Source organism: Microbispora rosea, assembly GCF_900156315.1.
GTDB lineage: Bacteria > Actinomycetota > Actinomycetes > Streptosporangiales > Streptosporangiaceae > Microbispora > Microbispora rosea.
The window spans coordinates 23,588-45,221 of sequence record NZ_FTNI01000010.1; the positions used below are offsets into that span (position 1 = coordinate 23,588).

General features: G+C 69.7%; 24 protein-coding genes and 1 pseudogene. 10 read left to right on the top strand and 15 right to left on the bottom strand.

Annotated features, from left to right (window positions below; genetic code table 11):
* The first annotated feature begins 37 nt into the window (after window positions 1-37).
* From BXA11_RS16020 to BXA11_RS16035, 4 genes are all read left to right on the top strand, one after another.
* Window positions 38-694 (top strand): response regulator transcription factor, encoded by a 657-nt coding sequence (locus BXA11_RS16020; RefSeq protein WP_076435282.1) that lies wholly within the window; start codon window positions 38-40, stop codon window positions 692-694.
* The gene (locus BXA11_RS16025) at window positions 691-1,797 is read left to right on the top strand and encodes a sensor histidine kinase (protein ID WP_076435284.1); all 1,107 of its coding nucleotides are present in this window, start codon (window positions 691-693) and stop codon (window positions 1,795-1,797) included. Before BXA11_RS16020 ends, BXA11_RS16025 begins: the two co-directional genes overlap by 4 nt.
* Before the next feature lie 185 nt (window positions 1,798-1,982).
* Window positions 1,983-2,342, top strand: a complete 360-nt coding sequence (locus BXA11_RS16030) for a hypothetical protein (protein WP_076435286.1) — start codon at window positions 1,983-1,985, stop codon at window positions 2,340-2,342.
* Between the two features lie 216 nt (window positions 2,343-2,558).
* On the top strand, window positions 2,559-3,029 hold the full coding sequence (locus tag BXA11_RS16035) for a DUF4262 domain-containing protein (protein ID WP_076435288.1): 471 nt from the start codon (window positions 2,559-2,561) through the stop codon (window positions 3,027-3,029).
* Window positions 3,030-3,400: 371 nt separating this feature from the next.
* On the opposite strand, the gene BXA11_RS16040 is transcribed toward BXA11_RS16035, so the two are convergent.
* Both BXA11_RS16040 and BXA11_RS45760 read right to left on the bottom strand, forming a co-directional pair.
* A complete protein-coding gene (locus BXA11_RS16040; RefSeq protein WP_239104851.1) occupies window positions 3,401-3,808 on the bottom strand; it encodes a hypothetical protein in 408 nt (135 codons plus the stop codon).
* A gap of 9 nt (window positions 3,809-3,817) precedes the next feature.
* Window positions 3,818-4,180, bottom strand: a pseudogene (locus BXA11_RS45760) (recombinase zinc ribbon domain-containing protein); the annotation flags it as partial.
* Between the two features lie 55 nt (window positions 4,181-4,235).
* Between BXA11_RS45760 and BXA11_RS16045 the strand changes: the two are divergent.
* A complete protein-coding gene (locus BXA11_RS16045) occupies window positions 4,236-4,706 on the top strand; it encodes a hypothetical protein (RefSeq protein ID WP_076435292.1) in 471 nt (156 codons plus the stop codon).
* A 634-nt stretch (window positions 4,707-5,340) separates the two neighbouring features.
* Here BXA11_RS16045 and BXA11_RS16055 read toward each other — a convergent pair.
* Window positions 5,341-6,081, bottom strand: a complete 741-nt coding sequence (locus BXA11_RS16055; protein WP_076435294.1) for a TetR/AcrR family transcriptional regulator — start codon at window positions 6,079-6,081, stop codon at window positions 5,341-5,343.
* A gap of 99 nt (window positions 6,082-6,180) precedes the next feature.
* Between BXA11_RS16055 and BXA11_RS16060 the strand changes: the two genes are divergently transcribed.
* Window positions 6,181-6,900: a DUF2306 domain-containing protein gene (locus BXA11_RS16060; RefSeq protein WP_076435296.1), complete on the top strand. Its 720-nt coding sequence runs from the start codon at window positions 6,181-6,183 to the stop codon at window positions 6,898-6,900.
* 168 nt (window positions 6,901-7,068) lie between these two features.
* On the opposite strand, the gene BXA11_RS16065 is transcribed toward BXA11_RS16060, so the two are convergent.
* From BXA11_RS16065 to BXA11_RS16095, 7 genes are all read right to left on the bottom strand, one after another.
* Window positions 7,069-7,674 carry a response regulator transcription factor gene (locus tag BXA11_RS16065; protein ID WP_076435298.1) on the bottom strand — a complete coding sequence of 202 codons (606 nt, stop codon included), beginning with the start codon at window positions 7,672-7,674 and terminating at the stop codon, window positions 7,069-7,071.
* Window positions 7,671-8,807, bottom strand: a complete 1,137-nt coding sequence (locus tag BXA11_RS16070; RefSeq protein ID WP_076435300.1) for a sensor histidine kinase — start codon at window positions 8,805-8,807, stop codon at window positions 7,671-7,673. Before BXA11_RS16070 ends, BXA11_RS16065 begins: the two co-directional genes overlap by 4 nt.
* 10 nt (window positions 8,808-8,817) lie before the next feature.
* Entirely contained in the window at window positions 8,818-9,591 is a 774-nt protein-coding gene (locus BXA11_RS16075) for an ABC transporter permease (protein WP_083744284.1), read from the bottom strand.
* Complete coding sequence (locus BXA11_RS16080) at window positions 9,573-10,325, bottom strand: ABC transporter permease (RefSeq protein WP_143734311.1); 753 nt, start codon at window positions 10,323-10,325, stop codon at window positions 9,573-9,575. Before BXA11_RS16080 ends, BXA11_RS16075 begins: the two co-directional genes overlap by 19 nt.
* Window positions 10,318-11,286 (bottom strand): ABC transporter ATP-binding protein, encoded by a 969-nt coding sequence (locus BXA11_RS16085; RefSeq protein WP_076435306.1) that lies wholly within the window; start codon window positions 11,284-11,286, stop codon window positions 10,318-10,320. The genes BXA11_RS16080 and BXA11_RS16085 overlap by 8 nt, the downstream gene beginning before the upstream one ends.
* A gap of 168 nt (window positions 11,287-11,454) precedes the next feature.
* Window positions 11,455-12,537, bottom strand: coding sequence for a questin oxidase family protein (locus tag BXA11_RS16090; RefSeq protein WP_076435597.1), 1,083 nt, complete (start codon window positions 12,535-12,537; stop codon window positions 11,455-11,457).
* Window positions 12,538-12,547: 10 nt separating this feature from the next.
* Window positions 12,548-13,123 carry a dihydrofolate reductase family protein gene (locus tag BXA11_RS16095; RefSeq protein WP_076435307.1) on the bottom strand — a complete coding sequence of 192 codons (576 nt, stop codon included), beginning with the start codon at window positions 13,121-13,123 and terminating at the stop codon, window positions 12,548-12,550.
* A 101-nt stretch (window positions 13,124-13,224) separates the two neighbouring features.
* On the opposite strand from BXA11_RS16095, the gene BXA11_RS16100 reads away from it, so the two are divergent.
* Window positions 13,225-14,250, top strand: coding sequence for an ArsR/SmtB family transcription factor (locus tag BXA11_RS16100; protein WP_076435309.1), 1,026 nt, complete (start codon window positions 13,225-13,227; stop codon window positions 14,248-14,250).
* Between the two features lie 91 nt (window positions 14,251-14,341).
* Here BXA11_RS16100 and BXA11_RS16105 read toward each other — a convergent pair whose 3' ends face one another.
* Both BXA11_RS16105 and BXA11_RS16110 read right to left on the bottom strand, forming a co-directional pair.
* Window positions 14,342-15,832 carry an ArnT family glycosyltransferase gene (locus BXA11_RS16105; RefSeq protein ID WP_076435311.1) on the bottom strand — a complete coding sequence of 497 codons (1,491 nt, stop codon included), beginning with the start codon at window positions 15,830-15,832 and terminating at the stop codon, window positions 14,342-14,344.
* Between the two features lie 146 nt (window positions 15,833-15,978).
* The gene (locus BXA11_RS16110; RefSeq protein WP_076435313.1) at window positions 15,979-16,644 is read right to left on the bottom strand and encodes a TetR/AcrR family transcriptional regulator; all 666 of its coding nucleotides are present in this window, start codon (window positions 16,642-16,644) and stop codon (window positions 15,979-15,981) included.
* A gap of 109 nt (window positions 16,645-16,753) precedes the next feature.
* Here BXA11_RS16110 and BXA11_RS16115 point away from each other — a divergent pair, with 109 nt between their 5' ends.
* Window positions 16,754-17,677 (top strand): SDR family NAD(P)-dependent oxidoreductase, encoded by a 924-nt coding sequence (locus BXA11_RS16115; RefSeq protein ID WP_076435315.1) that lies wholly within the window; start codon window positions 16,754-16,756, stop codon window positions 17,675-17,677.
* Between the two features lie 34 nt (window positions 17,678-17,711).
* Here BXA11_RS16115 and BXA11_RS16120 read toward each other — a convergent pair whose 3' ends face one another.
* On the bottom strand, window positions 17,712-18,347 hold the full coding sequence (locus tag BXA11_RS16120) for a transcriptional regulator (RefSeq protein WP_076435317.1): 636 nt from the start codon (window positions 18,345-18,347) through the stop codon (window positions 17,712-17,714).
* Entirely contained in the window at window positions 18,344-18,733 is a 390-nt protein-coding gene (locus BXA11_RS16125; RefSeq protein WP_030506913.1) for a hypothetical protein, read from the bottom strand. Before BXA11_RS16125 ends, BXA11_RS16120 begins: the two co-directional genes overlap by 4 nt.
* A 58-nt stretch (window positions 18,734-18,791) precedes the next feature.
* Between BXA11_RS16125 and BXA11_RS16130 the strand changes: the two genes are divergently transcribed.
* Window positions 18,792-20,048, top strand: coding sequence for a PEP/pyruvate-binding domain-containing protein (locus tag BXA11_RS16130; protein WP_076435319.1), 1,257 nt, complete (start codon window positions 18,792-18,794; stop codon window positions 20,046-20,048).
* 40 nt (window positions 20,049-20,088) lie between these two features.
* Window positions 20,089-20,706, top strand: coding sequence for a histidine phosphatase family protein (locus BXA11_RS16135; RefSeq protein WP_076435321.1), 618 nt, complete (start codon window positions 20,089-20,091; stop codon window positions 20,704-20,706).
* A 7-nt stretch (window positions 20,707-20,713) separates the two neighbouring features.
* Here BXA11_RS16135 and BXA11_RS16140 read toward each other — a convergent pair whose 3' ends face one another.
* A complete protein-coding gene (locus tag BXA11_RS16140; RefSeq protein WP_076435323.1) occupies window positions 20,714-21,598 on the bottom strand; it encodes an NAD(P)H-binding protein in 885 nt (294 codons plus the stop codon).
* Window positions 21,599-21,634 lie beyond the last annotated feature (36 nt).

Sequence of the window (21,634 nt, forward strand, 5' to 3'; positions counted from 1 at the left end):
ACGCCAGGGAAACCCCTGACCGGGTATGACTTGGGTCATGCGCGTACTTGTGGCCGAAGACGAGAAGGCTCTCGCGGACCTGGTCGCCGAGGGCCTGCGCAGGTACGCGATGGCGGTCGACATCGCCTACGACGGCACCGCCGCGGCCGAACGGCTCAGCGTCAACGACTACGACGTGCTCGTGCTCGACCGCGACCTACCAGGCACATCTGGCGATGCCATCTGCCGTGACCTCGCGCAGGCGGGCGCCCGTACGAGGATCTTGATGCTGACGGCGGCGGCGTCGGTCCGCGATCGGGTCGCCGGGCTCGGCCTCGGTGCCGACGACTACTTGCCCAAGCCGTTCGCCTACGCGGAACTCGTGGCACGTGTCCAGGCCCTCGGACGCCGCAGCCAGGCGCCCGTCCCGCCACTGCTGACCCACGGGGACATCGTCCTCGACACGCCGCGCATGCAGGCGTTCCGGGACGGCCGCTATCTGGCGCTGTCACGCAAGGAGTTCGCCGTACTGGAGGTCCTCATGCGGGCGGACGGCGCGATCGTGAGCGCGGAGGAACTGCTGGAACGGGCCTGGGACGAGCACACCGACCCGTTCAGCGGGGTCGTCCGGGTCACCATGAGCAAGCTGCGCGCCAAACTCGGCGACCCTCCGGTCATCGAGACTGTCGCAGGCAGCGGATACCGCCTGCCATGACGCTCAGGGTCCGGCTCGCCGCGCTCTACAGCGTCCTGTTCATCGCCACGTCCATAGCCGTGCTGGTCGCCGTCAACGTCTTCATCACATACGCCGCGGTGGGCCAAACGAAGTTCGAGGCGGGCACCGTCCATCTGGCCCCTGAGGGCAAGACCGTCATCGTGCGGCAGACGACCGTCACCGGGATTTCGATCATCACACTGGTGGTGGGGGTGGTGCTGGTCGCGGTCTCGATCTGGGCCGGGTGGTGGCTGGCCGGGCGCACTCTCCGGCCGCTGGCGCGGATCACGTCGACCGCCCGGCAATTGTCAGTCACGAACCTGGACGAACGGATCGCGCTCAAGGGCCCGAAGGACGAGTTGAAAGAGTTGGCCGACACCTTCGACGCCATGCTCGACAGACTCGAACGCGCGGTGACCGCACAGAGCAGGTTCGTCGCGAACGCCTCGCATGAGCTGCGGACGCCGCTCGCCATTCAGCGGGCGGCCATCGAGATCGGCCTGGCCGACCCCACCCCTGACCGGATCGAGCGTTTCCGAGCGGAATTGCTGGAGGCCAACCGGCGGACCGAACGGCTGATCGACGGACTACTGGTGCTGGCGCGTAGCGAGCACGGCCTAGACGAGGTCGAGCCGGTGCGGTTCGACCGGGTCGTCGCGGACGTTGTCGCCGGCTTCCCCAGTGTCAAGCTGCAGTCCCAGCCCACCTTGGTGACCGGGGATGCCGTACTGCTGACCCAGTTGGTGACCAACCTGGTCGACAACGCGGTCCGACACAATGTGCCCAGCGGAAGCGTCGACGTGCGTGTGACACCAGATGGCGGGCTGGTCGTGTCCAATACCGGCCCCGAGGTCCCGGCGGATCGCATTCCCGAACTGTTCGAGCCCTTCCGCCGTATGGCGCCCGACCGTACGCGAAGCGCCGACGGCTCCGGCCTGGGCCTTTCCATCGTCGTTTCAATCGCGAGAGCCCACGCGATGACCGTGACGGCACGACCGAATCCGGGCGGCGGCTTAATGGTTTGCTGCCGCCTCTCAAGACCTGCAGGCCCGAGCCAATTCCGGGAAGAAGTAGGCGTAGGTCTCGCCGTGGAAGATCAGTAGCGGGGCTGCGGCCAAGAGGTCGGCCGCGCCGGGCTGTTATTAGGCGCCCACGATGCCGGGCACCGCCTTGATGCCAGGGTCGGTGGCGCGGCCCTTACCGCGTAGCCGCCGCCGTCAAAAGCGAGCCTTCCCCACGCCAAGATCGCGAACGTGGGTAATCACGCGGCCAGTTCGGCCCGATCATCATGACCAGCGATCTCACTGAACAGGCCGTGGCGGCGTGCATCGCGAAGTACGCCACCGAGGCGGCCGAATGCGTCGGCACCCTGGACCGGCGGATCGTCAACACCGAAGACCTGACCGCGCTGCCGATCCGCGATCACGCCCGCCGACTCATCACCCTATCCAGGGCATTTCCGCGACATCCGATGGCAAGGCCCAACGAAGGAGGGCCGCGGCAGTCGATCGCCCCAACCACGTATGCCGAGATCCGAAGTGAGCGATCGTCGCGGCGTCAAGTGGCGACTTCTGCCGGCCTTTCGGGCGCGCGGGCGGTGCGTGCCCGGACCGGCCGGAGAGCCGCAGGGGGCGCGCTTGCCGACTGACGCGCCCGGCGGGCCGCGCAGCGGGCCGCCTTTAATAGCGAGAAGAAAAGTAGCTTTCAATCTTGGGGGCGAGGCCGGACATCGCCATAGCAGCTGCCAGAGGCCGGCTGCCTCGCTGATCGCGGAGTCCGTACGCTACGGCCTATGTCTACTGATAGTCCGGGTTGTCGCTGCATCGTCTGCCATGACTATGGGGACCGCGATGAGTGGGATGCCATGGATCGGCATACCGTTGAGCATGTCCGGAGTCGCGGCTGGAGTGTGACGATGATTCCGGAGGACGATCTGGGGCCCGGCTTCGCCTACACCGTCGGCCTGTGGCACACCTACCGGTCGCCTGAGCTGGCCATGTTCGGTCTGGACGTTCATTTCATGCACGAGCTGCTGAACCGCCTTGGAGACGGTGTCGCTACGGGGAAGCCTGTCGAAGCGGAGCAGGAGCGGTACGACCTCATCGCACGGCACCCCGTGGTCCTTAAACAGGTCGACCTGAGGTGGTATCGAGAGTTCTTCGGGCAGGCGATCTCGTTTTACCGGCGTCCACCGTTTCCGGTGCTGGAAGTTGTGTGGCCTGACCCCGATGGCCGGTTCCCTTGGCATCCGGACTGCGCCGAGCAGTATCGGGAGCTACAGCCCTCGCTGTGGCTCTGGCCCGGCGACCAACGAATTCTTTCTTCGTCTCATTGAGAGTAAGACGCCGCGCTGAGGACGACTTGCTCCCCGCGAGGGATTTCTAGGACGTCTTGACGACGTCCCATCAGGTGGTCCCCTTGACCCTGCTCCTGGCTGCACCCTTGATCCTGTCCATCGACAGAGGGGAGGCGAAGGGAGGCAGCGTATGCAGCGAGGGGAGGACCCGGCAGAGCGGCGCCGTGTGGTGGCGGCGAGTGCGGGCGCCGGTGGGGGTGGGTGGATGACGAGATGCGGGCGCGGGTGGCGGCATCTCGGGCGGCTCAGGAACTTCCGCCAGTGGTTGAGGATCTGGCGGTGTTGGAACGGGTGGCGTCGGTGTTCCGGCTCGTCGGCGGGGACGAGTCGGAGCACCTGCGCCGGGTGGCCTAAGGGATCCAGTCGAAGGTGAACCTGTCGGGGTCCCACTTCTTGCGCGGGTCGGCGGGCGCGACGGTGATAGTGCGGATGACCGCGGCAACGATCGCGCGTTGCTGGGAGACGTTCATGGCCTCCCACCGGGTGAGCATCTCCTGAGCGGTGCCGACGAAGGGGATCAGGGGCGAGGTACGCGACAGGCTCGCCAACTGGGCACGGTTCTTGTCCAGCCGCAGTTCGATCGGGGCGCGGGCGGCCATCCATTCCTTGCGGCTGATTTCACGGCTGGCCCAGGCGTGCGCGAGTTCTTCCAGCAGTTCCTCGTCAGCGCGTACGACCTCGGCGAGGTTGTCATCATCGCCGCCATCGTGGCGGATGCGCTCGCCGAGGGCAGGAGAGTCGAGCGCGGTCAGCAGCACGTCGCGGACATAGTCGTCGGTACGGGCGGTGTTGGTGGCGACACCGCCGCATGAGCCGCTACCGGGAACGCTCGGACAGACGTACCGGGGGACTCCTGCGCGGGGGCGGCCGTTCATCCGGTGCCCGCAACGGCCGCAGCGCAGAATCCCGGACAGGAGGTAGGTACGCCCGGTGGCGGCCTGGCGGCGGTAGTCGCGTGTGGAATCGCTGAGTAATGCACGCAGCCGGTCGGAGTCGACCGGGCTGATGACCGCGGGCCAGACGGCGTCGGCGACGATCTCACCCAGCAGGGGGCGGGTGGTCTCGAAGCTGCTGCGAGACTGATCCTGGCCCTTGGTCGCCCGGCAAGCCCGGTGCCGATCGAGGGCCAGAGCAGTCTCCGGCCATCACCTGCATATCAGAACACGTTCTGACTATGATGACGATATGAGCGCGAGTCATGCAGAGTCGGTGACGTTCTCAGACTTGTCAAGGAATCCGCGAGCGGTCGCGGAGCGTGCGACACGTTTGGGGCGGGTCCGTGTCACGCATCGGGATGCACCGGACTTCTACTTGACGGCTGCGGACCGCGAGGAGCAGCGAGACCGGACACTCGCGACGGCGTCTCGCTTGTTCCTTGCGCTCCTCAAACATGATCCGACAGCCAGGACATTGGTTATCGCGATGCCTGAGGTCTTCCCCTGGGTTCGCCACCTCACCACGGACGAACTGCGGAGTTTCACGTTCGAACTGGTCGCGGCTCTGTCCGACGCTGCAGAGTTGGACTTGGACAGCCAGTCGGAAGAAGTGATCGCGGGCTGGCGGGCGACGGCTCGGATCAAGGCGGACCCGGCGGAGTACGCGGACGCGCGTAAGCCTACGAGCGGAGATTTCGGACCGGTTGAGGTCTCTGTATGAGTCCCAAACGCGGGGATCGTGTCACCGTTCCCCCTCCTGACGGTGAGTGGGATGTGCGCTTCGCTGCCAGTGGTGCGGTGAGGGGGGTGGGAGGAATTGTGCAGGCACGCTCTGGCCAACGCGCGGCGCTGCCTTGAAGCTTTACGCACAGATCCACGCTCGCGAGCAGATCACGAGCGCCAGCATCGTCTCCGCGGCGACCTTGCAGTTCACCGCCACAACGGCAAGGACCTCGAACAGTGGGAGTTCGAGGTCACAAATGGAGGCCGTGTCCGATACGTCATCGACGACGGGACGCGCACCGTGTGGTTGATCTACGCTTCGCCTCGCCATCCGAAAGACACGGACGCGTGATCCGTTACTCGCCGATCTATTGCCCGAAGTGAATCGCTACCACCAGCAACACCTTTTTAGGTGCCGAACGGCTACTGCGGCACCGGAGTCTCCTGCCCCGTCGGCCTGGCGACCTCTGGCGGCGAGTAGCGGGATCGTGAGACCTCCGAGCGGCGTCGCGCTACTGACCTCCAGGCTCATCCGCGTGCGGGCCTGCTCCGAGCCATGAGCATCCGGCCGCCTCGGCTGCCCGGGCTGAAGGTCCGCGCCTCTGGGAGCAGCGTCGGCCGGCTGATCCGGCTCAGGCACGGGCGGCGCGTTCGATCGCCACTCCCACGCCGTTGAGCAGATGGTCAAGGCCGGCGTGGAAGTCGTCGTCCGGAGCGGCCCCCGGGCGGGGGGTGAACACCCCGGCCTCGACGGCGCGGGCCAGTGCCGGGAACCGGGCGGGGTCGGCGAGCTCGGTGAGCAGGGCGGCGTACGTCTCGTCGGCCCTTTCCTCTGGTTCGGCGGGGATGGACGTCAGGAGTTGGGCGGCGCCGCGCACGTAGTGCAGCACCAGCATGACCACAGAGAACCGGGCCCGCGGGTCCAGTGGCGTGCCGCCGAGGGAGCGCAGCGCGGCGTCCAGCCAGGCGAGCTGGCCGGGGTCCATCGGCGGGGAGTTCGCCAGCTGGGCGATCCACGGATGCCGCAGGTAGACGTCGAACAGTTCGACGGCCCATCGGGTGAGTGAGCCGCGCCAGTCGGCCGGCGCCGTGTCGAACTCCGGCGGCGGGCCGGGTGCGGCGGCCAGCATGAACAGGTGCAGGTCGTCCTTGCCGGCCACGTGCCGGTACAGCGACATGGGCGCGCAGCCGAGCCGTTCGGCGAGCCGGGCCATGGACAGCGCGGCCAGGCCCTCCTCGTCGGCGAGGGCGATGGCCGCCGCCACGATCCGCTCCAGGCTGAGCGCGGGCGTGCGTCCCCGTCCCTTCGGCTTGGCCCGTCCCCACAGCACGTTCAGCGCGTGCGGCAGCTCGTTCCCGATGTCGTCCGGCATTCCAGTGAGCTTACCAGTTTGCGTATGGCCTACGCGTTGCGTATATGGTACGCATTAGCGTATGGGATACGCACCCTCGACCGTCCTCTTGGAGCCGTAATGCACACGACGATCGACAGTCCTCCGCCGGCATCGGCCCGCCGGCGTCCGTGGTGGCGGCGCCGCTGGACGCTGCCGCTCGGCCTGGTCACGGCCGGGTTCCTCGCGTTCTCGTTGCCGCCGTACCTGACCGGGGACCCGTCGCTGTCCCGGGTGCCGCAGCCACAGGGGTTCGGCCTGCACTACCCGCTGCTCGTGGCGCACGTACTGTTCGCCTCGATCGCCATGGTGACCGCGTTCTTCCAGGTATGGCCGTGGTTCCGGCGGCGGCACCCGGTGGGGCATCGGCGCGCCGGGCGGGTCTACGTGTTCGCCGGGGTGCTGCCTGCCGGGCTGACCGGCCTGGTCATCGGGGCGCGTACCCCGTTCGGGCTGTTCCTCGCGGTCAGCGACGTGCTCCTCGCCCTGCTGTGGCTCGCCTTCACCGTGGCGGGCTGGCGCGCCGCCCGCGCCCGCCGGTACGCCGACCACCGGCGCTGGATGCTGCGCAGCGCCGTGCTGACCTACTCCATCATCACCAACCGGGTGTGGACCGGGACCCTGATCATCGCCCTGGCCCCGCTGCAGGACACCGTCTTCCGCGGCGACCCCGACCTGATGGCGTGGACGATCTCCGGCCTGTCCGGGTGGCTCGGCTGGACGATCCCGCTGCTGGCCGTGGAGTGGTACCTGGAGCGCGAGGTGGCCCGCCGCGGCCGCCGCACCGCCCCCGCGACCTGATCCCGGAGGGCGGTCCCGGTCCGACCCCGGAACGACCGCCCGCCCCGGAACCACCGCCGCGGGTGGTCTCCGCCACTGAAGGCTCGTCGGCACCGGCTTCTCCTGCGCCGTCGGCCTCAGCGCCGGCGAAGCCTGACAGGCTCTGCGGGTATCACGGCGAACCGCGGTTCACAGCCAGCCGGCGTCCTCGGCGATTCGGATAGCGTCGATCTTGTTGCGGGCGCCGGTCTTGGTGATCGCGCCGGTGAGGTAGTTGCGTACGGTGCCCGCCGACAGGTGCAGCCGGGCGGCGATCTCCTCGGCGGAGGCCCCTCGGGCGGTTTCGCGAAGGACTGTGGCCTCGCGTGGGGTGAGAGGGCTCTCTCCGTGCTGCATCGCCGAGGCCACCAACTCCGCGTCCAGCACCCGCAGCCCGGCCGCCGTACGCCTGATGGCGTCGGCCAGGCGGTCGCCGGGGGCGTCCTTCACCAGGAACGCCTCGATGCCCGCCGACAACGCCCGCCGTACCTGACCCGGCTGGCCCATCGCGGTCAGCACCAGGATGCGGCAGGTGGGGAGCATTTTCCGCAGTTGCGCGGCGGCGCTGATGCCGTCCAGGACGGGCAGGTCGATATCGACGATCGCCACGTCCGGCCGCACTCGCAGCGCGGCGGGGACGATCTCGTCCCCGCGCGTCACCTCGGCCACCACCTCCAGGTCGGACTCCAGATGCAGCAGGGCGGTGAGCGCGGCCCGGACCATGTGCATGTCTTCGGCCAGGAGGACGCGGATCACGTGGGCACCTCCATCGTCAGCCGGAACCCGCCCTCGGACGTTCGCTCAGCCTCAACCGTGCCTCCCACCTGCGCTGCCCGCTCCACCAGTCCGATCAGCCCGCCGCCAAGGGGCTGGGCGCCCACGGGCCCGTCATCGACCGGGTCGGCAGCGGTTCGCGTGGCATCAGATTGGAGGCCGTTGTTGACGATCTCCAGGTGGGTGCGTCCCGCGCGGTTCGAGGTGGTGATCGAACAGGTGGTGGCGCGGCTGTGCCGCAGGATGTTCGTGACGCCCTCGCGCACGGCCCAGGCGAGGGCCTCGTCCGGCTCGCGGGACGGGGTGATCTCGGCGAGGTTGACCTGGCAGCCGATGCCGGAGGATTCCAGCAGCGCCACGGCCCGGTGCACCTCATCGGCGAGCGTCATCCGGCGGTAGCCGCGAGCCACCTGACGCACCTCCTGCGCGGCCTCCCTCGCCACGTGGACCAACGCGCCGACCTCGGTCTTCGCGGCGGGGAGATCGCGGTCCATGAGCCGGGCGGCCAGGTCGCCCTTCAACACGATCGCGGTAAGGCTGTGGCCCAGCCCGTCGTGCAGGTCCCGGGAGATCCGCAGCCGTTCCTTCAGTACGGCAGCCTCCGTCAGGTCGGCCCGCGCCTGCTTCAATTCGGCGGTGACCCGGACCAGCCGCACGACGACGTAGATCATGGCACCGGTGATGACAATGGTGAGGGCGTAGAAGAACGAGCCGGTGACGTTGTGGTAGATGCCCTGTAGCCACCAGAACTCCGCCGCCGCCATCGTCATCACCGCGACGCCGCCCCAGCGCAGTGGGAGCAGCAGGAGCACCGGCCCGGCCAGGAGCGGCGCGGTCCCGGCCGACCAGCCGGTGAACCCGAGGGCCTCCGGCAGGTAGGTGGCGACCACCTGCACCGCCAGTGTCGCGGGGAGCCACCGGGATCGGATGCCCTTGAACGCCTGCCGTACGTGAAGGAAGTGCGGCCAGTAGAAAGCGGTGAGCACCATGAGCAGCCGGGCGTTGAGCGACGCGGAGGTGGTCGCAAGGGAGACCACGAGGGGGATGATCGTGTAGCCGACACTGACCAGGACGATCAGCGCGATTCCGAGCCGTCGCGCGGAGGTGGAGTTCATGATCGCCCCATTATGACCGCCTGGACTCCCAGCGGAACCACCTCCTGATCGACAGGAGTGCGACCCCCGCCCACACCGCCAGAACCAGAGCCGGTACGGCTGCCGCCGTCAGATCGGAGCCGAGTGTGCCCGGCCCGTAGGAGGCGCGGACCGCGTCGACCACCGCGCTGGTGGGCAGGGTGGCGAGGAGTGGGTGCAGCCAGGAGGGCAGCAGGTCCATGATCCAACCCATCGCCCCGGACGCGAGGCCGGCCAGGAAGAAGAACGGCAGAGTCATGGGCGCCGCGAGCTCCCCGCGGGGAATCGCGGCCGTCCACGCCACCCCCAGCGTCGCCAGCACCGCCGAACCCGCGACCGCGAACACCGCGAACAGCACGGGATTCCTCGGCAGCGGCACGTCGGCCAGGAGATGTACGGCCACGGCCGACACGATCATGAGGGCGACCGTCTGCGTGACGGTGTTCGCGACCTCGCCGAGGAGAATCTGCCGGTCGGTGAGCCGGGTGGTGCGGAGCCGTTTGAGCAGGAGCTGGTCACGGCGCATGGTCAGGGCGACGGTGATGTTCAGGAACGCGGTCCCCGACAGGATGAGCGCCAGCGTCCCCACGAACATCTGCGTCGCCGCCGTGACGCCGTCGGCCTGAACGTCGCGCATCAGCGCCGGCATCCCGATCGCCAGCCCCAGCGGGGTGATCACGGAGGCGGGCAGCATGCCCTTGTCGCGCCAGAACAGCCGGGCGCTCAGCTTGTAGGTGGCCGTGAGGCTCATCGACGTGGGTCCCATCGGAAGAGGAGGCGGACGGCGACCAGGCCGAGGAGGGCCCAGACGGTCAGGTTCAGAACGGGCCCGGTCAGCGTCGTGAGCTCGCCGCCCCGGTAGGCGAGCCGCGCGATCTCGACCATCGCTCCGGTCGGCAGCAGGTCGAGTGTCCACCGGACCCAGCCGGGGAGGAGGCCGGTGACGAACGGCCCATATCCTCCGGCCCCGACTGTGGTGGCCAGAATGAACGGGATCGTGGCGGGGGCGTTCAGGTCGGGGCGGCGGGTCACGATCGAGAAGACGACGCCGATCAGCGCCAGCACCCCAGCCACCGCGACGACGCACGCCGCGAACAGCAGCGGCAGTTCGGGTGGCGGTAGGTAGGTGAAGGTGTAGAGGATCACCGAGACGACGGCCGACAGGAGAGTGGCCTGCGTGACGATGTTGACCAGCTCACCGCCGATGATGGCCCGCCCGCGCAGGCCCGAGGCGCGTAGCCGCTTGAGGACCAGCATCTCCCGCCTGGTCGACAGCGTCACGGCCGTCTGGGTGGTCGCGACGATGGTCAGGACCATGGCGAGCATGCCGAGATGCATGCCGAGCACCACGTCCACGTCGCGGCTCCTGAGCGAGGCGGCGATCAGCAACGGCAGGCCCGCCCCCAGGCAGACGCCGAGCGCCGCGATGCCGCCGACGGCCCGCCCGTCGCCCCAGAACAGCCGTCCGCCCAGCCGCGCCACGGCCAGCACCTCACGCACCGGCGCCACCACTTCGGGCAGGGCGGTCGCTTCGAGTTCCGTGGTCGCTTCGGGCGGGCGCGTTAGTTTGGGACATTTCGTCGTTTCGGGCCAGTTCCAGGAACAGGTCCTCCAGTGAGGCCGTCCGGACTTCCAGGCCGCGCAGGCGCAGGCCGCGTTCGCTCGCCCAGCCCAGCAGCGTCTGGGCGGCCAGGTCGGGATCGGCGGCCTTGACCACGGCGAGCCTGCCCCGCACGGTCGCGGGCAGGGGCAGCTCCCCGGCATGGCTCACCGACGGCAGCTCGAACGAGACCTGCCCCACCCGCGCGGCCAGCGTCTCGGCCATGTCGCCTCCGAGGACGATCTCGCCCCTGTCCATGATGGCCAGGTTCGTCGCCAACTGCTGGGCCTCCTCCAGATAGTGGGTGGTCAGCAGCACGGTCGTGCCCCCGGCGGCGAGGTCGCGGACGACCTTCCAGATGTTGCGGCGGGCCTCGGGATCCATGCCGGTTGTCGGCTCGTCCAGGAACAGCACGTCAGGCTCGCCCAGGAGGGCCAGCGCCAGGTCAAGGCGGCGTTTCTCACCGCCGGACAGCTGCCGCACCTTCGTCTTCGCCTTCGCCGTCAGGCCCGCCAACTCCAGCGCCTCGCTCGCCGGGCGCGCGGCGGGGGTGAAGTCACGCCAGATCCCGACCGTCTGCCCGGCCGTCAAGTCGGGGAAGAATCCGGCCTCCTGCACCATGATGCCGACGTTGCCGCGCACCCGGCTGCGGTCTTTGAACGGGTCGAGGCCCAGCACCCTGACCGAACCGGCGTCCGGCTTCTGGAACCCGGTGAGCAGTTCCATCGTCGTGGTCTTGCCCGCGCCGTTGCGGCCGAGCAAGGCGAAGACCGTTCCCGCCTCGACCTCGAACGAGATGTCGTTGACCGCCTGGAATCCGCCGTAGCTCTTGCTGAGATGGTTCACCTGAATCGCTGCCACGCCTCGATCCTTCGCCCGGGGCGGTGACGGAAACAGTGAGCAATTCACAACTTCGCGGCGCGAGCGATGCATACGAAGCCGCGCGACTCGCCCATGAACCGATTGAGGGGGGCGGCGCATGCGCGAGGAGCTAACCAAGGCCGTCGTCGGGACCTGACCTGGCTCGCGTCAGGGACGGTCGATCAGCTCGCCGACGTGCAGGGTCGCGGCGAGCAGCTCGGGGTCGCCGGTGCGGTCGTACGACTCGACGGCCGTGTCGGCGAACTTCAGGACGTGCTCGTCGCCGTGCTCGGCTGCTCGCTGGAGCGCGTCCTCGCGGGTCAGCTCGGGGTAGCGCCGGACGATCTCCGCGCACGGGGCCGGCCGGGCTGGGGCGTACGTCGCGATGACCGCCACCACGGCCGCCCAGGCCGCCGTCAGGCTCGGCAGCCACTGCTCTGCCGGCAGGACCGGGAGCACGTGCCGCACGGCGTTGGGCGCGGTAGCGGCGTGGACCAGCAGGACCGGCGAGCCGTGGCCGAGCCCGAGGTACGCGTGGGCGGCGCTGTCGACGAGCGACTCCAGCCGCGCCGGGACATCCTCGGCGGACGCGGCGGGTTTCAACGCGCGCAGGCTCTCCGTCCAGCCCGGGCTGCGCTCGAGCCGGTCGAGCCGATGGGCGATGAAGCCGTTTTGCTCTTTGATCCGGGTGACGGCCGGCAGGGCCTGTCGCGGTGTGAGGGTGCCCTCCGGCGCGACCACCCCGGCGAGCTCGCGGTAGCGCGCCGCCCAGAACGCCAGCCCGTGGGCCAGTTCGTCGAGGGTCTGGCGTGCTGGGGCGCAAGCGGTGCCGCGCAGTGTACGCACCGCGTGACTGACCCGGATCACGCCGTGGGTCGAGCCGGCCACGATGCCCGGCACCAGCCGTGGCCACCACTCGGCGAGCACTTCCTGCCACGGGCGCTCGGTCAGCTCGTGCCGGAAGTACGCGGTCCAGTCGGGCAGCCGTCGCGCCTGGCCCAGCGCCGCGCGCCACTCGCCGGGCTGGATGGCCGCGCTCGTGCCGGGCAGCTCCGCCAGGCGGCGTACGTAGCGGTCGAGCCAGCCGTCGACGTCGATGTCGAGCCCCCGCCGGACCATGACCTCCACGGCCATCGGACCGTGGTTGGTCAACCCGTGGTTGCCCTCCTCGTCGCCGCCGAACTCCGGCCCGTACGCGTGCAGTCGTTCGTACGCTGCGGGCAGGGTCTCCATCATCGACTCGTGGGTCATGACGGCCACCTCAGCGGACGACGTCGTAGACGAGCTTGGTGATGCCGTTGGCGTACGTCTCGGACTCGGCCACCTTCAGCATCTGCTTGTCCTTGTCGGTGTCGCTGAACATCCGCTTGCCGGCTCCGAGCAGCACGGGGAAGACCAGCAGGTGGTAGCGGTCGATCAGGCCGGCGTCGGAGAGGCTGTGGGCGAGGGTGGCGCTGCCGTGGATGAAGATGGGGCCGCCGTCGCTCTCCTTGACCTTCACGACGTCCTCGAGGGAGCGCAGGATCGTGATGTCACCCCAGTTGTCGACGAGGGCGTCCCGGCCGAGGGTGGTCGAGACGACGTACTTCGGCAATTCCTTGAGAGCGGCGAACTCCTCCATGTCCGGCCATACCGGCGAGAACACCTCGTAGCTGGTCCGGCCGAACATCAGCGCGGTGGCCTCCTCGATCTCCCGGCCCTTCAGCTCGTACGCCTCGGGCAGGAACTCGATGTCCTTGAAGGTCCAGCCGGCGCTGCGGTGGGCCTCGGTGCCGCCGCCGGGAGAATCGACGACGCCGTCCAGCGAGACGAAGGCGGTGTAGATCAGCGTGCGCATCTTCGATGTCCTATCCGTGGTCAACGTGGATGGCCTGAGTCTGTCCTCACATCACGGACACGGCCACGATTAGGCTCAGGGCTAATCGGAAGGGCGGCCGCGTGATCCACCTGCACTTCACGGCGACGGACTTGACCCGCGTACGCTTCGCCGTCTCACCCCTCATGGAGACCGTCGCCAGCCTGCGTACGCTGGCCGCCCGCAGGCAGGGGCGGCACCTGCACCGGCCCTGGATGGACAGGTTCGCCGAGCGAGCGGGCCGGCTGCGCGAGCGCGACCTCGACCTCCTGCGGGCGCTGGTGCGTCCGGAGGGCTACATCCCCGACTTCCTGGTGCCGCCGCCGGGTCGCCGGTCATCGACGTTCGCGGACGCGCTGGCGCAGATCGCCGACGCCGATCCGGAGATCGTGGCGCAGGAGCTGGCGCACCTGGCGGCCCACCCGGTCGCCCAGCAGGGGCCCGGCCGCGAAGGGCGGCGAGCGCTGCTCCAGGCGCTGGTGGACCGGCCGGATGCGGGCATCGGCCCCGTCACGGAGGCGCTCGAGACGTACCACCGGGTCGCGATCGCCCCAGAGTGGCCGCGGATCAATGCGTTACTCAACGACGACATCGCCTACCGACTCGATGCCCTGGCCGACGGCGGCGTCGACCGGATGATGGGCAACCTGCACCCGTCGGTGACGTTCGCCGACCAGACGCTGAGGATCGTCAAGTACTACGAGGGCCACGCCGACTGCGGCGGGCGCGGCCTGTTCCTCGTGCCGTGCGCCTTCGCCTGGCCGGACGTCCTGGTGCGGACCGCGCAGCCGGATTCACCCAGCGTCTCCTACTCCCCGCGCGGCCTCGGCCGGCTCTGGGAGGAGTACCCCGAGCAGACCGGCTCGGCGCTCGCCGGCGTCCTCGGGCAGACCCGGGCCGCCCTGCTGGCCCAGCTCGACCTGCCGATGTCGACCAGCCAGGCCGCCACTCAGATGGCGCTCTCCGCGCCGACGCTCAGCGTTCACCTCCAGGCGCTGCGTGCCGCCGGGCTGCTCACCTCGCGCCGGGCGGGCCGGCAGGTGCTCTACTCCCGGACCGAACTCGGTGACCGGCTGCTCAGCGAGGCAGGCCGGCAGCCCGACGCCTGAGCCGCAACGTCCCCCGCCACCAGGGAGCTTTCGCCCGCCGAGCTCGCGGCGATCCCTGTCGAACAGTGGAGGCGCCGGCTGCACGAGCTCCTCAGCTGATGGTGCGGAGCCCGGGCCACATCGCGGCCCACGACGACTTCAGGCCGGTGCATACCGAGACGGCCTTGCCCTGCTCCCCGTTCGGAACGCCCAGTCCGTTGTCGATCCGGGCCACGTCGTGGCATCCGACGAAGAACCTGCTCCAGTCGGTGGGCCGCCAGTCGCCGACGTGGACGACGACGGTGTGTTGAGCCGGTGGCGGGCCCCATGACCAGTACGAGTTGTGACCGGAGTAGGTGGGGGGCAGTCCCGATCCGAGCAGGTCGAGTGCGCTCGCCTCGCTGTAGTCGTTGGCCAGGATCACCGCTCGGGCGCGCTCGTCGGGGGGCAGGGCTGCCACCACGCCCTTGACCGTGGAGACGAACGCCGGCCAGCCGATCTGGTTCGCGGTGTCCGGCACCGTGGCCGGAAGGGTGCTGGCGGCATAGGTGGCGACGGGCAGGACCGGCAGGGTCAGGTACGCGATGAGCAGACCCGAGACCAAGGCGGCGACGGTGAAGACTGCCCCCTTGATGCCGGCGTGGCCGCGTACGAGCCAGCGGTCGACGACGATCGAACCGGCGGCCATGAACACGGCCGCGGTGCCGATCGCGTAGTAGGCCTTGCCTCCGGTCGCGACGACGAGGACGAGCGCGACGGGGCCCGCGATGCCGATCGCCCGCCACGGAACCGCGTTCCTCGAACGCAGGAGCCAGACCGCTCCGGCGAGGCTCACGGCGAACAGGACCGGACCGGTGAAGAGCCAGAGCAGCGGCACGATCTGGGCGCGGTTGTCCGCCGCGTACCCGGCGATGCGCGAGGCCATGGTGAGCTGGGGCCAGCCGTTCGTCGCCTGCCAGACGAGGTTCGGCGCCCAGAGCAGGAGAGCGATCGAGATGGCCGCCCACGGCCACGGTGAACGGACGACGTCCCAGCGCCGGGCGGCGAGAATGCCCAGCGCCAGCCCCGCGGCCAGGAACAGGAGGGTGTCCTTGTTCTGCAGCCCTATCCCGGCGGTCAGGCCCACCGCCGGCCACAGGCGCCGGTCGGCACCGGCGAGAAGCCGGACCGCCAGCCACAGGACGAGCGCCCAGGCGAGCAGGTCGAGACCTGTGGTGGTGTCCATGTGGCCGGCGGCGAGATAGCCGGAGACGGCGGCCGTGACGGCCGCCAGGAACTGCGCCCGCCGAGACCCGCCGAGGTCGCGGGAGATGAGCGCGACGAGGACGACGACGAGCGCCGCCTCCACGGCCGGCAGCACCCGGACCGCGGTCGGCGAGACGCCCAGCAGGCCCACCGAGGCGGCGGAGAGCAACGGGGTCAGCGGCGGCTGGTCGACGTAGCCGAAGGCGGGATGCCGACCCGCCACGACGAAGTACATCTCGTCGCCCAGGAAGCCGTAGGCGCTCGAGAACGCCAGCAGCAGAGCGACTACCAGACCAGCGATCAGGACCACCGGCCAGGGGACGACGAAGGACCGGGTGCGCTGGGTGGTGTCCGGCATTGTCACAGTGTGATCGCGCTACCGCCACGGCGCCAGGGCCTGTAGCGAAGTCGATCAGGGCGAAAGCCGGTGCGCGGTCTACGCCGACGACGAACTCGGGATCGCCCAGGTGATTCCGAGCAGGAGCAGGGCAGGAGCAGGGCAGGTCAGCGGCGGGGTAGCACGCCGAGGAGAGTCGCGGTCAGGGCCAGCTTCAAGGAGTCCTTCAGCTCCATGTGGAAGCGGGCCAGGTCGGGTTCGGCCTGGTAGGCCGCCTGCAGGCTGGGTGGGGGTGTGCTGTACGCCGACAGCGCGCCGGCCATGACCATGGTTTGCAGGCTGAACTGTGTCGCGTGCTCGCCCAGCTCGGGCAGGTAGTTCTGGATCAGGGCGGTCATGGCCGCCAGGCGCTCCAGGGAGGCGCGCTTGTAGCGTGCTACGACCTCGACGGAGACGTTGTGCTCCAAGACGCCGCCCTGTGCGCCGAAGAGGTCGCACAGCACCACTCGGCTGGAGAGCGAGCGGCTGAGAATGTCGGCCACCGCTGCCGCTCGCTCCGCCATGGGCAGATTCTCATCGACGCCGGCGGCCAGCTCGTCCGCCAGTTCCGTCAGCCACTCACGCAGGAAGCGGTCCAGCAGTTCCAGCAGCACCGCTTCGCGGGACTCGAAGTAGCGCAGCACGTTCGGCTTCGCCAGGCCCACCCGGCGGCTGAGCTCGTTCAGGGTGACCGCGGCCACGGGCATCTCGTCGAGCATCGCCGACGCCATGTCGAGGATCGCCCGCCGGCGGATCTCCCGCTGCTCTTCGGTGCGCGCCCGCTGGAAAGTCACGATCGCCAGCCTAACTTAAGTACCTCCGGTACGTTGACAACGTACCGCGAGTACCTTAGCGTCGTGGGTGCAAGATACCTTCGGTACGTTAGTTAGTTGGGAGCCTGACATGGGCGAGAAGTGGACGACGGCCAACATTCCGGACCAGCGCGGACGGGTGGCCGTGGTGACCGGGGCCAACACCGGACTGGGGTACGAGACCGCCAAGGCGCTCGCCGAGCGCGGGGCGTCCGTGGTGCTCGCCGTACGCAACGTGGAGAAGGGCGAGCAGGCCGCGGCCCGCATGACCGGCGACGTGACCGTGCAGGCGCTGGACCTGACCTCGCTCGACTCCGTCCGGGCCGCGGCGGCGGCGCTGCGGTCCCGGCTCGACCGGATCGACCTGCTGATCAACAACGCCGGCGTGATGTACACCCCGAAGCAGATCACCCGGGACGGCTTCGAGATGCAGTTCGGCACCAACCACCTTGGTCACTTCGCGCTCACCGGGCTGCTGCTCGACCTGATGCTGCCGGTGCCCGGCTCGCGCGTGGTCACGGTCAGCAGCATCGGCCACCGCGTCCGGGCCGCGATCCACTTCGACGACCTGCAGTGGGAGCGGTCGTACAGCCGGGTCGCCGCCTACGGCCAGTCCAAGCTGGCCAACCTGATGTTCACGTACGAGCTGCAGCGCCGGCTCGCCGCGCACGGCACCACCGTCGCGGTGGCCGCCCACCCCGGCATGTCCAACACCGAGCTCGCCCGCAACAGTCCCACGGCCCTCCGGCTTCCGCTCACCTGGCTCGCGCCGCTGATCACCCAGACGTCGGCGATGGGCGCGTTGCCGACCCTGCGCGCCGCCGCCGACCCCGCGGTGCTCGGCGGCCAGTACTACGGTCCCGGCGGACGCTACGAGATCATGGGCCACCCCCGGCTGGTCACCTCCAGCCCGGAGTCGTACGAGGTGGCCGTCCAGCAGCGGCTGTGGGCCGTCTCCGAAGACCTCACCGGGGTGAAGTTCCCCGTCGTTCAGTCATCGCTCATCACGATGTAGGCGGCGTTGTTCGCCTTCGTCGTACGGGAACGGGTCAGGGTCGCTCGTGCCGGTCGAGGCCGAGCGTGGCGAGGAGGTCTTCGTGGAGCTCGAACCAGACACGATGGCAGGAGTCCACGTCGGTGCGGTCGACCCAGGCGCCCTTCCCGGCTCGGGCGTGTGCCAGGGCTGTGGCGAATCGTGTGTCATATCCGTGGAACCGCGTGAGGACGCGGCCGAGCCGGTCGACGAGTGGCGTGAGTGCCCGGTCGATACAGGCGAGCTCGTGAAGCACTCCGGCGTCCCAGGTGGGATCGGAGTGGTCGTTGACGGCGAGCCGATCGCCGGCGGTGGGCCGGAGTTGCCAGTCGGTGCAGGCCTGCAGCAGGAGAGCGTTCAGCGGAAGGAACGTGCGGTAGACGTCTCGGACCTCGTCGGCGCCGCCGACGCGGGTGAGCTCGGCCGCGAGCCGGCGCTCGTTCTCGGCGCGGCCCGGTTCGGTCAGCGACCAGCCTCCGGTGCCCGCGAAGGCGGTGTGCTCGACCCAGCCGCGTGCCTCGGCGTCGCGCAGCACCTCCTTCGTCGTGGCCGTGTCGAGTCCGTACCGAAGAGCGATCGCCGGGGTGTCCGCGAACCCGGTGATGCGTACGGCGTGCAGGACCAGGAGGTGGGGCGCGGAGTCGCGCGTCACGAGCCGGCGTCCTGTCGTGCGGTCAGGCGGGTGTAGTGCTGCTGGCACGCTTGGGGGGAGTTGAACCCCATCACGTGTGCCATCTGCGCCCAGGTCAGACCTGCGCTCCGGGCGATGAACAGCAGGGCGGACTCGAGTCCTTCGACCTCGGCTCGTGCGGCCGGCAGGAGGGCGAGTGCGCTCAGGATGTCCTCCGGCGCCAGGCCGGCGTTGCGCCAGACGGCGAACTGCACAAGGTCGACCGCCGACGGCGGGACGGGTGAGGGACGCCACGGGCGGGCGTCGAGTTCGTCCGCGCCCAGGCCCAGAAGACGTTCACGCGCGTCCCGTTCACGCTGAGCCTGGACGCTGTCGGCGTGCGCGCTGATGTCGTCCTTGCGTTGCATAGGGCTCAGGATGCACAATCAACAAATTGTTGTCAACGCTTCGTTGAAGGGAAGCGTCGTGGTCGTACCTCTCATGGAGAGCGTCGTCGGCACGTGCGGGGGCAAGGCCGGCGCACTCGGCGCGTTGCTCCGTGCGGATCTGCCGGTTCCTGACGGCTTCGTCGTCCCGTTCGACGCCTACCTCGCCGCTGTCCATCAATTGGACCTCGGGCGGTTCGCCGGCGAGCCGGACGACGTCGCCGCGGCGCGGCAGGCGGTCGAGGCGCTGCCGGTCCCCGCCGCCGTGATCGATGCGCTGGGACGCGCGCTCGACCAGCTCGGTGAGCCGCCCGTGGCAGTGAGATCATCGGCGGCGAAGGAGGACACCTGCCAGGCATCGGCGGCCGGCCAGCACGACAGCTTCCTCGCCGTGCGCGGAGTCGGTGCGGTCGCCACGGCCGTACGCGCCTGCTGGGCCTCGCTGTTCTCCCCGCGTGCCGTCGCCTACAGGGCTGCCTCGGACGACCAACCGTTCGGCGATCTTCTGATGGCCGTCATCGTCCAGCGCCACGTGGACGCCGAGGTATCCGGGGTCATGTTCACACCGGCGGACCCGGACGAGGCGACCCGGATCGAGGCGTCCTGGGGCCTCGGCCCCAGCATCGTCGAGGGCAGAGTCACCCCTGACGCCTACCGCGTCGCCCGTGACGGGTCGGTCACCCGCACCGTCGCGGACAAACAGAAGCGCCTCGACCGGCACGGCACCCGGCTCGTCATCCGCGACGTGCCCACCGCTGTCCGGAACCGGCCGGCCATCGACGACGCGACCGCCGCGCGGCTCGCCGAGCTGGGCGGACAGATCGCTGCCGCACTCGGCGGACCGCAGGACGTCGAGTGGGCGATCGCCGACGGCCGCACGTGGATTCTGCAAGCACGGCCGGTCACCGCCGTACTCCCACCACCCCCACCCCCACCACCCGCACCTCCTTCCGGAGCCCCGGGTGTCACCATCGCCGAGCTCGCCGGAACGCCCGGCAGTCACGGGACCGTGACCGGCATCGCGAGGATCGTCCGTGGGTTCGGCGACTTCGCGCGCGTGCGCCCGGGCGACATCCTCGTCTGCCCCTTCACCGACCCCGCGTGGACGCCACTGCTCCGCATCGCCGCCGGCGTCGTCACCGAAACCGGAGGCGTGCTCTCCCACGCCGCGATTGTCGCTCGGGAGCACGGCATCCCCGCCGTCCTCGGCGTCCCGAACGCGACGAGCAGGCTCCGCGACGACACCGTCGTCACCATTGACGGCACCACCGGCACCGTCACGGCGGCAGACGCGTGACTGCTTACTTCCGTCGTCCGCGCCGGCTCCCGTACCTGTCATGACGATCAGACGCCTCTACCTCGCGCGTCACGGCGCAGCCGACGCGTTCGGCGAACTCACCGATGTCGGGCGTCGGCAGGCAGGCCTGCTGGGCGAACGGCTGGCGGCCGTGCCTGTCGACGCGGTGTGGCACTCACCGCTGCCGCGTGCGGTGGCAAGCGCGTACGAACTCGCGCGTCATCTGCCGGAGAACGTGCCCGTGACCGAGGCGGCCGAACTCGTCGACCACGTGCCCTACGTGCCCGGCGCGGCAGAGACGCCCCCGTCCTGGGCCGGCTTCTTCGACGGCTACGACGAGGCCGAGGCGGCCTCGGGCCAGAGGATCGCCGATGCTCTGGTCGCCCGGTTCGCGAAGGTCCCCGAGCCAACCGCGGAAGGCGTGCGGCCCGGCACGCACGAGGTCCTGGTGACGCACGCCTATCCGATCGCGTGGCTGGTGCGGCACGCCCTGGACGCGCCGCCGTCCCGGTGGCTTGGCCTGAACAGCGCCAACACCGCGCTGACGGTCATCGAATACCGCGACGGCCTGCCGCCCACGATCGTGATGTTCAACGACATGAGTCACCTCCCGCCCGACCTGCGATGGACCGGATTCCCCGCAGGCATCAGGCCGTGAGGCGGCATCAGGATGCCCGGGCGTCCGCGGCGGGCTTGAGCACGTCCCTGCACCAGGTGCGGAAGTCCGTCGGCGTGGGCGTGGCGGTCGCCCAGTCCGCGTCGTAGATGCCGTGGTCCTGTGCGGCGAACGCCTCGGTCACGTCCTTCACCGCCTGGTCGCCGGCGCCCCGGGAGCGCAGAAGCGACGCGTAATCGTCCAGGCTCACACGACGGTAGGCGACCGGACGCCCGAGCTCCTGGCTGATCACCTCGGCCATGCCGTCAGGGGTCAGCCGGTCGGGGCCGAACACGGGGAGGTTCTCCTGCCCGGTCCAGGACAGGTCGGTGAGCAGGCCGGCCGCGATGCCGGCGATGTCCCGCGTCGCGATCGACGCCAGCGGCAGGTCACCCGCACAGGTCAGGGAGAACGCGCCGTGTCCGAGGATCGCATCGAGCTGCCCGAGGAGGTTCTCCATGTAGAAGGGCATGGACAACGCCCGGTACGCCGCACCGGACGTGCGGAGTTCGGCGTCCATCGCGAAAGCCGCCGAGAGGACGCCTGCCGGGGCCGGCCAGCCGTGCCCGGCGCTGGAGACGCCGACGACGTGACCGACGTCGTGGCGGGCGACGGCAGCGGAGCCCACCCGGGCGAAAGCGAGGTAGTGCTCCTCGGCGCTGGCCGCCTGTGGATTCGGTGGGACGAGCCAGAACAGCGCATCGGCCCCGGGTAGTGCCTTGTCGAGCACGGCCGGATCGTCGTGGGAGCCAACGACGATCTCGGCCCGCTCGCGGACCGCGCCATTCAGACGCGAGGCGTCCCGGACGATCACCCGGACCTCTTCGTCCTGGTCGAGCAACCGACGGACCAGCCGGCTGCCGATCTGTCCTGTCGGTGTGGTGACGACGATCATCAGATCTCTCCTAACCTGAACCTGAACTCCGGTTCC